Consider the following 12,109-nt stretch of genomic DNA (forward strand, 5'->3'; position numbering starts at 1 on the left):
GGTGAAACGCTCCATTTCCGTGCTGCTCGGCGCGGCGACGCTGGCGGTCGGGCTGGGGGGCGGGCCGGCCGTCGCCCTCTCCTCCCCCACCCCCGGAGGGAACTCCGAGGCGGTCTCGGGGCCCAGCGCGTCTCCGACGGGCAGCGCGCCCTCGGACGACAACCCGTTCCTGGCCGACCCGTCGCCCGAGCCCAAGCCCTCCGCGGAGGACGACTCCCCTCCGAAGGCCACCCGGACCCCCACCGCCAAACCGAGGCCGACGGCCACCACAACCCGGACAACCGGCCCGGCCACGGGAGAAGGCTCGGAGCCGACGTCCGCTCCCACCTCGCCGACCCGCCCCGCCCCGACCTCCGGCCCGGCCCCGACCTCCGCGACGGACGACCCCGACCCGGAGGAGAGCCCGGCTCTGGTCGAAGACGCGATCATGGCGGACGACGCGATCCTGGAGGCCGGCACCCTCGCCGCGGAGGACGCCGAGGCGCAGGCGATCCTGGTGGACGTCGAGGACCAGCGGATCATCCAGACTCGCGCCGCGCTCACGGCCATGCTGCAGAGCGGTGGCATCGCGGCCGCCCAGCGCAAGCAGCCCCAGGTCTTCGTGTCGGCGCACGGCAGGACGCTGGTGCTGCCCGCGCGCAACACCGAGGCCGCGTACACCCTCAAGGATCTGGCGGCCGTCGAGAAGGGCCGGTACCTGCGGCGACTGAAGGACGGTTCCTACCTGCTCGGCGTCCACGTCTTCGTGGCCGACGGGGCGCGCCTGCAGTTGCGCGGCCCGCTGACGCTGCGGATGGGCAGCCTGCCGGGTTCGTTCAGCTCGATCATCACGTTCGGCGGCGGCATCGAGATCAAGGGCACCGCCAAGAGGCCGGTGCGGATCACCAGCTGGGACGTGCGGACCCAGAAGCCGGACACGACCACGACCGACGGCCGCGCCTACATCCGGGCGGTCGGCGGCGAGTTCGAGATGTCCCACACCCAGGTCTCCCAGCTGGGATTCTGGAGCGGCCGTACCGGGGGCATCGCGCTCACCGGCACCGAGCGACCGGCCAGTGTCTACCGGCACCGGACGAAGGACCAGCGTCACCAGGACAAGCGGGAACGGCTGGCGAACACCAAGCAGGGCGAGCGGGGTGGCAGCAACTTCGGCGACGTGGAGACCATTCCGATCGGCCCCGGCACCGCCTCACACGTGCTCGCCGACGAGCTGGTCTCCGGATCGATCAAGAACAGCGTCATCACCGGCGACGCCTACGGCGTCTTCGTCTCCGGCTCGAACCAGACACAGATCATCGACAACAGGATCGTCGACAGCCTGGTGCACGGCGTGTTCATGCACCGGTTCGCCAAGAACGCGACGATCGAGAAGACCGAGGTGATCGGTAGCGGCGGCGACGGTTTCGTGCTGTCACGGGCGACCGAGAAGGTGAAGGTCGTCGACTGCCTGGCCGAACGGAACGGGCGCAACGGCTTCACGCTCAACGGACGGGCGCTCGCGAGCGGTCCGTCCGCGAGCGGCGAGTCGCTCGCCGTCTACGGTGACAGTTCGGTCAGCGGCAGCACCGCCCGCGACAACGGAAGGTACGGCGTCGAGGTGCTCGGCGGCAGCCGGCTGGCCGTGCAGACCAGCGAGATCATCGGCGGTGACATGGGAATCGTGGTGCGCGAGGGCGCCAGCGGTGTGCAGATCTCCGGCAACAGGCTGACCGGCCAGCGCCGACAGGCGATCGCGCTGCGCGACAGGGCGACCGGCGCGCATGTGGCCGGCAACACGATCGCCGGGACCGTCACCGGGATCTATCTCCGCGACTCCGCCGGCATGATCATCGGAAACAAGATCACAACCCTGTCGCACCCCAAGGCCCACGGGATCACCGTGGTCGGCGACGCGGCAGGTTCCGAGATCACCCGCAACACCGTCATCGGTTCGGGGACGAGCGCGATCAGCGTCGCACGGGCCGCCGACACGGTGAACAAGCACAACAACGACGAGGACCAGTGGAACGACACGTCGTCGTTCTGGGTCAAGGCCAAACGCTTCGTCAAGCCCATGAACGTGATCTGGGCCGCGGTCATCCTCCTGGTGATCGTGTCGGCGATCCGATCCCGCGCTGTCGTGGAACGCAGGCAACGCCGCAGGGAGATCCGCAACCCCTACGAGCAGCAGCGGCTGCTCGCCGAGGGGCGGTTCCAGGTGCTGCGCCACGCCGCCGTGCCCGCGCCGGACCATCCGGTGCCCGCCGACGGACATCTTGCACGGCGCCGGCGACCGTCCTCGCCGCACCTCGACCCGGTCCACATGACGGGCCCCTCCATCGGCGGCCCCTCCATCGGCGGTCCCTCCGTGGGCGGCGCTCCCGTGGGAGGCAGGGGATGAGCCCGCCACCCCGGAAGAGGAGCCGTACCCTCCTCATCGTCCTGGCCCTGTGCCTGTCCGCGGCCGGTACCTGGACATACCTCTCCTACATCGATCGCCCCGTGCCACCTCCCGGCGTGAACGAGGTGCCCGCGGTGGAGGCACAGCAGCAGTCGGCCCTGGTCGACCAGGAGGATCTGCGGATCATGCAGACCCGGGCGACGCTGACCTCGGCGATGGCGCGGGGCGGCCCCGCCGCCGCGAGATCCCGCGTGCCGCACATCTCCAGCTCGGCCAACGGCCAGACGCTCGTGCTACCGCAGCGCCGCGAGCCGTACCGGGTCGCGGACCTGGAGCGCCTCGGCCAGGAGCACTTCCAGAAGCAGTCGGACGGCTCCTACGTGCTCGGCATCAACCTGTTCGCCGGTCCGGGGGCCAAAGTCGTGCTCCAGAACGCGACCGGCCCCCTGGTGATCCGGATGCGCAGCGACCCGGGTGCCTTCGTGTCGATCGTGAGCTTCGGCGCGAACATCAAAATCAACGGTTCGGCACGAAACCCGGTGCGGATCACCAGCTGGAACGCGCACGACAGGACGGCCGACACCAAGGTCTCCGACGGACGCGCCTACCTGCGCGTGATCGGCGGGGAACTCAAGGTGAGCCACGCGACGGTGGAGCATCTCGGATTCTGGAGCGGCCCGACCGGCGGGCTCGCGTTGACCGGCAGTGACCGGCCGACCGCGAACGCCGATCTGGTGACCGTCCCCGCCTCCCTGCCGGGGGCGTCGCCCACCTCCTCGCCGAACCCCACCTCCCGGCCGAAGCGAGCCTCCTCCCAGCAGCGGGCGCTCCTGCCCAACGGCCTCCTCGTGCCGAGCAGGGGCAGCGATAACGAGGTCGAGATCACCAACGGAGCCGGCCGGGGCAGGGTCGCCTACCGGCTGCCCGAGGCCAATCTGGTCACCGGCGACATCACCGACACCAAGGTCACCGGCAACGCGTACGGGATCTTCATCACGGCCTCCAACGAGACCCGGATCATCAACGTCTCGGTCACCGGGAGCCTGGTCCACGGGATCCTGCTGCACCGGTTCGCGCGCAACGCCACCATCGAGAACACCACCGTGACCGGCAGCAGGGGTGACGGGTTCGTCCTGTCCAGGGGCACGCAGAACGTCACGATCACCGGTTCGGGAGCCGAGCGCAACAACGGCAACGGCTTCACCATCAGCGGCCTGCCGCTCGCCCGGGGGCCGTCGGCGTCCGGGGAGTCGCTGCGCAGCTTCGGCGGCAGCTCGGTGACGAGCAGCACGGCGCGGGACAACGGCCGCTACGGCGTGGAGATCCAGGGCGGCGTCAAGCTCGTCGTACAGACCACCGAGGTCATCGGCGGGGAGATGGGCATCGTGGTGAGCGAGGACGCCACCGGGGTCCGGGTCTCCGGCAACCGTCTCACCGGCCAGCGCAGCCAGGGAATCGCGCTGCGCGGCGGGGTACGGGGGGCCCGGATCAGCGGCAACATCGTGCGGGACACCCAGACCGCGATCTACCTCCGTGACTCCGAGGCCACCATCTCCGCCAACACGGTCGAGTCCGCCTCGCTGCACGCGATCTCACTGCTCGGCGCGGCCGAGGGCACCACGATCACCGGGAACACCCTGGGCGGTGCCGGCCGCAGCGCGCTCGACACCGGCCGGGCGAAGGGAGCCACCACCGTCGCGCAGAACAACACCACCGGCTGGCAGGACACCGCCGGCTTCTGGACGATGGTCAAGCGGATCGCCAAGCCGATGAACCTGATCTGGCTGGGAGTCATCTCCCTGATCGTGCTCTCGGCGCTCCGGGCACTACGCGGCGACGGCCCGCGGGCCGGCCGGCGGTTCGTCCACCCGTACGAGAAGCAGACACTGCTGGAAGAGCGACCGGCCAAGCTCCTGCGGACCGCCGCCACCCAGACTCCAGCCGAGAGAAGTTGAGCGATGCGCCTGGACATTGACAGGAAGACCCTGGTGGGGATGCTCGCCGGGGCGGTCATCACGGTGATCGTCGTAGTGCTGCTGCGCGGGCTGTTCGGCGGTGCGGAGGAGCCGGGCACCGCGATCGAGGACATCCGGCCGAAAAGCGCGGACGCGCCGGCCGCACAGCAGGAGGACGACACCGCGCGGGCTGAGGATGACGTGAACGAGGACAGGGACGAGGACGCCGAGGAGTTCGTCGCGTCGCAGGAGCCGCCCGACATCGCCGTACCCCTCGGGAAAGGGCTGGTCGAGTGCCCCGAGGCCACGGTGACCGTCACGGACGCCACCGAACTCGCCGAGGCCCTTGAGGCGGTCGAGCCGGGTGCGGTGATCAGCCTGGAGCCCGGTGTCTACAGCGGCCGGTTCGTGGCGGCGGTCTCCGGGACGGAGGCCGAACCGATCTTCGTCTGCGGCCCGCCCGAGGCGATCATCGACGGCGGCGGGATCAAGAAGGGCTACGCCTTCCACCTCAACGAGGTCGATCACTGGCGGCTGGTCGGCTTCACCGTCCGCAACAGCCAGAAGGGGGTGATGGCCGACCGCACCGGCAACACGATCATCCAGCAGCTGACCGTCCACCACATCGGGGACGAGGCGATCCACCTGCGCAACTTCAGCAGCGACAACACCGTCCAGTACTGCATGATCTACGCGACCGGCCTGCGCCGGGAGAAGTTCGGCGAGGGCGTCTACCTCGGCACCGCGGAGAGCAACTGGGCGGCCTTCTCCGGCGGGCAGATGGACCGCAGCGATCGCAACACCGTGCGCGGCAACGTCATCCGGGCCACCGCCGAGGCGATCGACATCAAGGAGGGCACCTCCGACGGCCGCATCCTCGACAATATCTTCGACGGTTCCCGTCTCGGCGGCCACAAGCACAACGATTCATGGGTCGACGTCAAGGGCAACGGCTATCTCATCCGCGGTAACACCGGTAGCCAGAGCAACGGGGACGGATTCCAGACTCACAAGATCGTAAATGGCTGGGGCACCGGAAACGTGTTCCAGGCCAACACCATCGATCTTGGTGGTTCGGGCGGCTTCGGCATCAACGACACGGTCGGCGGAAACACGATCACCTGCGACAACAAGGTCACCGGCGGAGCCCTTTCCAAGGCCGACGACTGTTCCTGAACAAGAGCCCGAAGACAAGTAGTAGATAGGACGACGGATATGGGCGAAGCCGAGCTCCCCCGATTGACCGTGATCGGAACCGGCTATCTCGGCGCGACGCACGCGGTTTGCATGGCGTCGCTGGGGTACGACGTGGTCGGCCTCGACGTGGACAGCAAGAAGATCGAAAAGCTACAGGCCGGGGAGGTGCCTTTCTTCGAACCCGGCCTGCCCGAGTTACTGGGCAAGGCCCTGGAGTCGGGCCGTCTCCGGTTCACCACCTCCTACGCGGAGGCCGCCGAGCACGGCGACGTCCACTTCGTCTGCGTCGGCACCCCCCAGCAGCCCGGCTCGGACGCCTGCGACCTGACCTACGTCGACGCCGCCGTGCGCGACCTGGCCGCCCACCTGACCCGGCGCTGCCTGGTGGTCGGCAAGTCGACCGTCCCGGTGAACACCGCCACCCGCCTGGCCGGCATGCTGCGCGAGCTGGCCCCCGCGGGAGAGGAGGTGGAGCTGGCCTGGAACCCCGAGTTCCTGCGGGAGGGCTTCGCCGTCGACGACACCCTCAAGCCCGACCGGCTCGTGTTCGGCGTCACCTCCGAATGGGCGCGCGAACGTCTCACCGCGGCGTTCCAGCCGATCCTCGACCTCGGTACCCCGGTGGTCGTCACCGACCTGGCCACCGCGGAGCTGGTCAAGGTGGCCGCCAACTCGTTCCTGGCCACCAAGATCTCCTACATCAACGCGATGGCCGAGGTCTGCGAGGCCACCGGGGCCGACGTCCGCGACCTGGCCAAGGCCCTCGCCTATGACGACCGGATCGGCGGCCGGTTCCTCCAGCCCGGCCTCGGCTTCGGCGGCGGCTGCCTGCCCAAGGACATCCGGGCCTTCGCGCACCGGGCCGAGGAGATCGGCGTCGGCCAGGCCGTGTCCTTCCTCCGCGAGGTCGACGCGATCAACCGGCGCCGCCGTTCCCGGACCATCGACCTGGTCAGGGAACTGCTCGACGGCCGGCTCGACGGCAAGAGGATCGCCTGCCTGGGCGCGGCCTTCAAACCCAACTCCGACGACATCAGGGACGCCCCGGCGCTGGACGTGGCCAGGACCATGCACGGCCTGGGCGCCAACGTCCGGGTGTACGACCCGGCCGCGATGGACAACGCGCGCCGCACCTATCCGGAACTCAGGTACGGCACGAGCGCGCTGGACGTGGCCCGTGACGCGGACGTGGTCGTCCTGCTCACCGAGTGGGCCGAGTTCCGCGAGATCGAGCCCTCGGCACTGGCGAGCGTGGTCAAGCACCCCCGGATCGTGGACGGCAGGCACGCGCTCGACGCGGACACCTGGCGTGCGGCGGGCTGGGAATACCGGGCACTGGGCAGCCCCTGATGGGACGCCCTGGATCCTTATGACGAACACCCGTCACCTCGCGGCGGCCGGTGGGGTATGGCGCCCTGTCGTCCCCGGTAACCGCGGGTGGCCGGGGCGAGGTCACCACCGGCGGCCGTTTCACGTCCCCATCCACAGGTCGTTTCGCAGCGGTGGAGATGGTGGCACGCGCTGGTGGAAGGCGCGTCGGCCGAGGACTGGTGCACGGCCTTGTACCCGGAGGCGGCGCCTTGTGGTCGGCGTCGTCGACTACAAGGCCACCAGCACCGAGACGAGCACGAAGGCCGCGAAGAGGGCGACGACAATGCCCAGGCCGAACAGGAAGCCGGATCCTCCGCGCTCTTTCCTGCCAGGGCCACTAAGGTCGACCACCACGGTTCCGGCAATCACGTCGTGGAGGCATCGACGCTTCGAATCGCCGAATATCCACAACATGTCGACCAGGTTGAGCAGCGCCCCGATATACGGCACCGACGTTATGAAGGGGTAGACAAGAGCGCGGATTCCCGCATGACGAAAGCTCGGCGGTTCTCCGATCGTACTGGACACCACCTTCAGGCGCCAAAGTCGCTTGCCGAGCGTCTGGCCCCACAGCGCGTGCTGTACCCAGAAGTAGGCGGCGAGGAGGACGGTGACCGCGACTTCGATCGGCCAATTCGGATTGTCCGCGTAGGGGTTGAGATAACCGGCAAGGGTCGACTCGTCGGACACCTCGACATCTCCGGTCAGCGCATAGATCGGCGAGACCGCTATCAAACAGATCAGGCCGTCGACAAGAAAGGCCGCGAAACGGTGACGTCTCGCGGCGAGAGTCCGTGTTATCGGGGCATGGGGGGCGGTTGTCATGCGAATCAGTGTGCCGGATGACCTTGACCCGTGAAACCAGCTCATCGCCGTACTGCTCGGCTGGACGGCACCGGCCCACACCATCGGCGAACGAACGGTCGACGACCACCACAGCCCGGGTTCATGTCGACACCCCGCCGCCAAGGCACTCTGACATCACCAGGGATTGACACGCGCCCAATCAGCTACGAACAGGCCGAGCGCGCACAGTGAAATCAACTGAACGAATGTGATCTCGGGACGCCGGCGCCACGCCAGGATCGCAATCGCCATCAGGATCAACGCGACGACCGTCGCTGAACCATATATGGCGAGGGATCCACGGTGTTGGTGAGCTTCCAACTCCGCTTGGGTCCTGTCAGGTCCGCCGCCCAAAATTTGGAACCCGCCGATGACGAAGGCTGCGTACAACCCCATCGCCATGAGGAAGCCATCCGCGATCAGGACAGCGATACCGATCACAATCTGCTCAAGCCATGAGCGCTTCCCCGCGCTGTGATCGTCCACGCTTCGACAATACCGACAAAACCCTGCCTCCGGCGAGGACGCTCGACTTCGGGATGACCGCGATTACAAGAACAGAGAACCATAATCGATTGAGATAAAACCTGATCGTCCCGCCTGCCACATCAAGAACGCCCAACATTCCGCCCCCTCCGCTCCGGAACTCAGGTAGGGCACGAGCGCGCCGGATGTGGCCCGTGACGCGGGCGTGGTCGTCCTGCTCACCGAAGCCGAGTTCCGCGAGATCGAGCCCTCGGCGCCGGCGAGCGTGGTCAAGCACACCCGGATCATGGGGAGCAGGCACGCGCTCGACGCGGAGACCTGGCTATCCTGTGGCGCGTCGAGCCGGGTACGGCTCCCCCACCACGAGCCCACCGGAAGGCGACGACCGTGACAGCCTCCCAACGCCGGAGCATGTGGCCGACGCCGGTGGCGGTGACGGCACACCTGGTCGTCGCTCTCCTGACGGTGATCATCTTGGTGGGCGTCCGGCACCTCGGCGCGGACCTGTGGCAGATCTTCGCCTCGGCGGGTGCCGCCGGCCTGCTCCATGTGGGAGCGGTGGTGGCCGATCGACGGCCGTGGGTGGGGTACGCGATCGGCGCGCTGGCGATGCTCGTCCTGGTGACGATGCCCCAGCTGGGCTGGTCACCGAGCATGCTGCCCTCGGCCGTGTGCTTCCCCCTCATGTTGTGGCGGCTGACCGGCCTGGTCCCGGTCAGGTCCTCGGCGGTCGCGTTGGCCGTCGCCGCGCTCGGGATCGTGCTCACCGAGCTGGTGGCGTGGGCCCGGCTGCCCCCTGACACCCCCGGGTGGACCCCCCTCGTCGAGGGCGGGCTGCTCATGCTCGTGGTCGGCGGCGTGTGGCTCGCGGCCCTGCTGGTACGTCGCAGGCACGAGACCCGGCAACGGGCCGAGAGCGAACGGCTGGCCGCGGCGGTCGCGGACGAACGGGCCGGCATCCGCCGCGACCTGCACGACGTGATCGCCCACACGGTCACCGTCATGGTCGCGCGGATCGAGGCCGCGGCGGTGACGACGGCGGATCCGGCGACCCGCCACGAACTCGGCGACATCGCCGAGGCCGGCCGGGACGCCCACCAAGGTCTGCGGGCGATGCTGGCCACCTTGACGCCGCGCGCCGGTTCCCGGCCCGGGGAGGTCCCGATCTCGCTCGACGCCCTCCCCGACCTCGTGGCCTCGGCGGCGAGCCCGCTCCACGCGGTGACGTTCGCGGAGGTGGGCGAGCGACGGCCGCTGAGCCTGAGCGCCGAGGTCGCGGCGGTCCGGACCGTGCAGGAGGGCATCACCAACGCGCTGCGCCACCTCGAACCGCCGGTCGAGGTGACCGTCCGCCTGCGCTGGACCCCGGCCGAGGTGATGGTGGAGGTACGCGATGACGGCGGCAGGGCGCTTCGCGACGGCGGCGGTCAGGGGACGGGATTGATGGGGATCGAGGAACGTGTGCGCACCGCGGGCGGCACCCTGTCGGTCGACGACGGCGACGACGGGTGGGTGCTGCGGGCGCGGCTCCCCACGAAGGAGGGGCATGACCCGGCCGCCACCGAGTCCCTTCACCGAGCACCGTAGTGGTGCCTGCGAGAAAGACGGTGCCCCGGTGACCGGGATCCGAGTCATGCTCGTCGACGACCAGGAGTTGCTGCGGGCCTCCCTCCGTACGGTGCTGTCGGCCGACGAACGCATCGAGGTCACCCACGACGTCGCGAACGGCGGCGACGCGATCGAGGTCGTCCGGCGGCACCGTCTCGACGTGGTGCTGATGGACATCCGCATGCCACGCATGGACGGGGTCGCCGCCACGGCGGAGATCGTCAGGATCGCGCCCGCGACCCGGGTGCTCATGCTGACGACGTTCGACGACGACGAACTCGTCGTGGCCGCCATCCGGGCCGGCGCGAGCGGCTACCTGACCAAGGACGTCCGGCCCGCGGCCCTGGCCCAGGCCGTGTGCGACGTCGCCTCCGGGACGTCGGCGCTGGCTCCGGGAGTGGCCGCGACGATCCTCGATCTCGTACGACGGGTGCCGACGCGAAGGACGACGGCCCTGGACGGCCTCACCCCCCGCGAGGTCGAGATCTTCGGCCTGCTCGCCCGCGGCAGGTCCAACAACGAGATTTGCGCGGAACTGGTGCTGAGCGAGAACACGGTGAAGTCGCACGTCCGGGCCGTCCTGCAGAAACTGAACCTGCGCGACCGCGTGCACGTGGTGATCCACGCGTACGAGAACGGGCTTGTGGGGCGCGGCGATCTGCCCGGCTGAGATTCCATCCTGCCGGGTGGTGCCGTCTCACCCCTTGGGGTGATGTCGGCCGGTGACGCCCGGCCTACGTTCGACGTCGTGCATCTCCTCCATCTGTTCTTTCCTCGGGTGACCGCCCTCCTCGTCCTCGGCGGTGTGCTCGTCGCCGTGCTGCTCGGCTGGACGGCACCGGCCCACGCCGTCGGCGAACGGCTGGTCGACGACTACCGCTCCGTCTACGGTGCGCCGGGGGTCGCGGCGGCCGTGATCGACGGGTCGTCGGTCGAGACGATCGTCCGCGGCCGGGACGGGGACGGCAACGCGGTGACGGCGCGGACCCGCTTCCGGATCGCGTCGATGAGCAAGTCGATGACGGCTGCGGCGATCATGCTGCTCGTCGACCGTGACCGCGTCTCCCTGGACGACCCGGTCGTCAAGCTGCTGCCCGACTTCGAGATGGCCGATCCGCGCTTCACCAGGATCACCGTACGCCAGGTCCTCAGCCACACCTCGGGGCTCTCGAACGACACGAACAACGAGTACGTGTTCCCGCCTCCGCGCGGCGCGCGGGAGGTCGTGGCCAGGCTGGCCGACAAGACCCTCGCCGCCGATCCGGGCACCCGCTCGGAGTACCACAACACCAACTACTCGATCGCGGCGAGGATCGTCGAAGTGGTGTCGGGCAAGTCCTTCGACGCCTTTCTCCGCAGCGAGCTGTTCACGCCGCTGGGCATGACCGGCACCGGCTCGACCTCGGGGTGTTCCGATCGTGCCGAGGGCCTGCCGTCCGGGTACGAGGTCGTTCTCGGGGTCGCCGTCGCGGCACCGGAGATGCCGGGGTTCTGCGTCGGCAACGGCGGGGTGATCTCGACCCTGGACGACATGGTGCGGTGGCTGCGGTTCAACCAGGGAACCTTCGGGGCGGACCTGCTGAGCGCCGGTTCCCTGGCCGAGTTGCACACCGTCCAGCCCAAGGCCGGCACCTACGCCCTCGGCTGGCAGTCCCGCCCCCTCGCGGCAGACGCCCCGCCGTCGGTGATCGGCCACGGCGGAACGCTGGCGACGTGGACCGGGGACATGGTCTTCTCCCCCAAGACCGGTGTGGCCGCCATCGTCCTCACCAACAGCGGCGGCGATCCCGGTCTGCTCTCGACCAACCTTCTCGCCGAACGGATCGGGGCGCCGACAACGCCGATGAGCAACCCGCTCACCGTCGTGAACGCGGTCCTGCTCGGGCTCACGGCGGGGATGACCGCGCTGCTGGTCACCGCGATCGTCCGAGCGCGCCGCTGGGCCTCGCGACGCCGCGCGGCGCGCCGGCCGAGGCTGGTCCCGCGGCTCGTGCCCCTCGCCCTGGTGACGGTGCTGGGCCCGGTGCTGCCGACGCTGATCTGGGGGGCGTTCAGCATCCACTACTGGATCGTCACCGCCTGGCTGCTGCCACTGCTGGCGCTCTTCTGCCTCACCTGCTGCGTGCTCGGGGCGGTCGCACTCGGCCGCCGCCTCTGGTGCTTCCACCGCGCCGGTCAGGTCGCATAACACCCGGCACGACCTAGGGAAACCCGTACACCACCTCCGTGGACGGTGGACGCGCCCCCCGTCCCCTCAGCGGTACAC

10 protein-coding genes are annotated in these 12,109 nt (G+C 69.3%); 8 read left to right on the forward strand and 2 right to left on the reverse strand.

Annotated elements, in window-relative coordinates:
• Window position 1: 1 nt before the first annotated feature.
• Genes ACFY3D_RS03950 through ACFY3D_RS03965 form a run of 4 tightly spaced genes read left to right on the forward strand, consistent with a single transcriptional unit; the run spans window position 2 to window position 6,882 of the window.
• On the forward strand, window positions 2–2,380 hold the full coding sequence (locus ACFY3D_RS03950) for a right-handed parallel beta-helix repeat-containing protein (protein ID WP_389974577.1): 2,379 nt from the start codon (window positions 2–4) through the stop codon (window positions 2,378–2,380).
• Window positions 2,377–4,335 carry a right-handed parallel beta-helix repeat-containing protein gene (locus ACFY3D_RS03955; RefSeq protein WP_389974581.1) on the forward strand — a complete coding sequence of 653 codons (1,959 nt, stop codon included), beginning with the start codon at window positions 2,377–2,379 and terminating at the stop codon, window positions 4,333–4,335. Before ACFY3D_RS03950 ends, ACFY3D_RS03955 begins: the two co-directional genes overlap by 4 nt.
• A 3-nt stretch (window positions 4,336–4,338) precedes the next feature.
• Window positions 4,339–5,511: a right-handed parallel beta-helix repeat-containing protein gene (locus ACFY3D_RS03960; RefSeq protein ID WP_389974584.1), complete on the forward strand. Its 1,173-nt coding sequence runs from the start codon at window positions 4,339–4,341 to the stop codon at window positions 5,509–5,511.
• Between the two features lie 39 nt (window positions 5,512–5,550).
• Window positions 5,551–6,882: a UDP-glucose/GDP-mannose dehydrogenase family protein gene (locus tag ACFY3D_RS03965; protein WP_362896656.1), complete on the forward strand. Its 1,332-nt coding sequence runs from the start codon at window positions 5,551–5,553 to the stop codon at window positions 6,880–6,882.
• A 249-nt stretch (window positions 6,883–7,131) separates the two neighbouring features.
• Here ACFY3D_RS03965 and ACFY3D_RS03970 read toward each other — a convergent pair whose 3' ends face one another.
• Together ACFY3D_RS03970 and ACFY3D_RS03975 are read right to left on the reverse strand one after the other, a co-directional pair.
• Window positions 7,132–7,728 carry an RDD family protein gene (locus ACFY3D_RS03970; protein WP_389974587.1) on the reverse strand — a complete coding sequence of 199 codons (597 nt, stop codon included), beginning with the start codon at window positions 7,726–7,728 and terminating at the stop codon, window positions 7,132–7,134.
• Between the two features lie 156 nt (window positions 7,729–7,884).
• Entirely contained in the window at window positions 7,885–8,235 is a 351-nt protein-coding gene (locus tag ACFY3D_RS03975) for a hypothetical protein (RefSeq protein ID WP_389974590.1), read from the reverse strand.
• 187 nt (window positions 8,236–8,422) lie between these two features.
• Here ACFY3D_RS03975 and ACFY3D_RS03980 point away from each other — a divergent pair, with 187 nt between their 5' ends.
• The 4 genes from ACFY3D_RS03980 to ACFY3D_RS03995 all read left to right on the forward strand — a co-directional run bounded on the left by ACFY3D_RS03980 (window position 8,423) and on the right by ACFY3D_RS03995 (window position 12,031).
• A complete protein-coding gene (locus ACFY3D_RS03980; protein WP_389974593.1) occupies window positions 8,423–8,626 on the forward strand; it encodes a hypothetical protein in 204 nt (67 codons plus the stop codon).
• Window positions 8,623–9,822: a sensor histidine kinase gene (locus ACFY3D_RS03985; protein WP_389974596.1), complete on the forward strand. Its 1,200-nt coding sequence runs from the start codon at window positions 8,623–8,625 to the stop codon at window positions 9,820–9,822. Before ACFY3D_RS03980 ends, ACFY3D_RS03985 begins: the two co-directional genes overlap by 4 nt.
• A 28-nt stretch (window positions 9,823–9,850) precedes the next feature.
• Complete coding sequence (locus ACFY3D_RS03990) at window positions 9,851–10,513, forward strand: response regulator (RefSeq protein ID WP_389974599.1); 663 nt, start codon at window positions 9,851–9,853, stop codon at window positions 10,511–10,513.
• Window positions 10,514–10,591: 78 nt separating this feature from the next.
• Complete coding sequence (locus ACFY3D_RS03995) at window positions 10,592–12,031, forward strand: serine hydrolase domain-containing protein (RefSeq protein WP_389974602.1); 1,440 nt, start codon at window positions 10,592–10,594, stop codon at window positions 12,029–12,031.
• Window positions 12,032–12,109 lie beyond the last annotated feature (78 nt).

It is taken from the genome of Streptosporangium sp. NPDC000509, from assembly GCF_042898365.1.
In the GTDB taxonomy this organism is placed as follows: Bacteria; Actinomycetota; Actinomycetes; order Streptosporangiales; family Streptosporangiaceae; genus Streptosporangium.

Bases quoted from the DNA above. Each gene is read 5' to 3' on its own strand.
- ACFY3D_RS03955 (WP_389974581.1), top strand. From the start codon at position 2,377: ATGAGCCCGCCACCCCGGAAGAGGAGCCGTACCCTCCTCATCGTCCTG.
- ACFY3D_RS03960 (WP_389974584.1), top strand. From the start codon at position 4,339: ATGCGCCTGGACATTGACAGGAAGACCCTGGTGGGGATGCTCGCCGGG.
- ACFY3D_RS03965 (WP_362896656.1), top strand. From the start codon at position 5,551: ATGGGCGAAGCCGAGCTCCCCCGATTGACCGTGATCGGAACCGGCTAT.
- ACFY3D_RS03970 (WP_389974587.1), bottom strand. From the start codon at position 7,728: ATGACAACCGCCCCCCATGCCCCGATAACACGGACTCTCGCCGCGAGA.